The sequence below is a fragment of the Klebsiella sp. A-Nf5 genome, assembly GCF_002810545.1.
In the GTDB taxonomy this organism is placed as follows: Bacteria; Pseudomonadota; Gammaproteobacteria; order Enterobacterales; family Enterobacteriaceae; genus Klebsiella; species Klebsiella variicola.
On sequence record NZ_PIOG01000290.1, the window covers coordinates 1 to 400 of the forward strand.

General features: G+C 38.2%; 1 protein-coding gene. It reads right to left on the minus strand.

The window, feature by feature from the left end; genetic code table 11:
• Nucleotides 1–400, minus strand: a 400-nt coding sequence (locus tag CWM53_RS29920) for a TIGR02594 family protein (RefSeq protein ID WP_133124393.1), incomplete at both ends; no start/stop codon positions are given.

Sequence of the window (400 nt, forward strand, 5' to 3'; positions counted from 1 at the left end):
TTTCGTGGTACTATACATCGATAACTTAATAGTACCTCCACCATATGCTTTACCTCCTTGATTTCCGCCTAAGCCAGCAATATCACCGTTACTCGTTTTTCCATACACAAATGTTACATGCCCATTGCCTGTAAATTCATCACTTGATTCGACATAAGTACGAAAGACCATCAATGCACCATATACAGGATTTTTTATCTCGATAAACTTAGTTTTATCATAAACTGGAAATTGAGAAGACTTTGTAAAACTCCTGGAGTAGTCATACCCTGTTTCTTTCAAGCAATAATTAGCAAACGAAGCGCACCATGCAGTACTACCCAATGACCCCTTAGAACCCGTAAGATTATGATAATTATCAGTGATTTTCTTCTCTCCTGTTCCATGCCATTCCGTAACC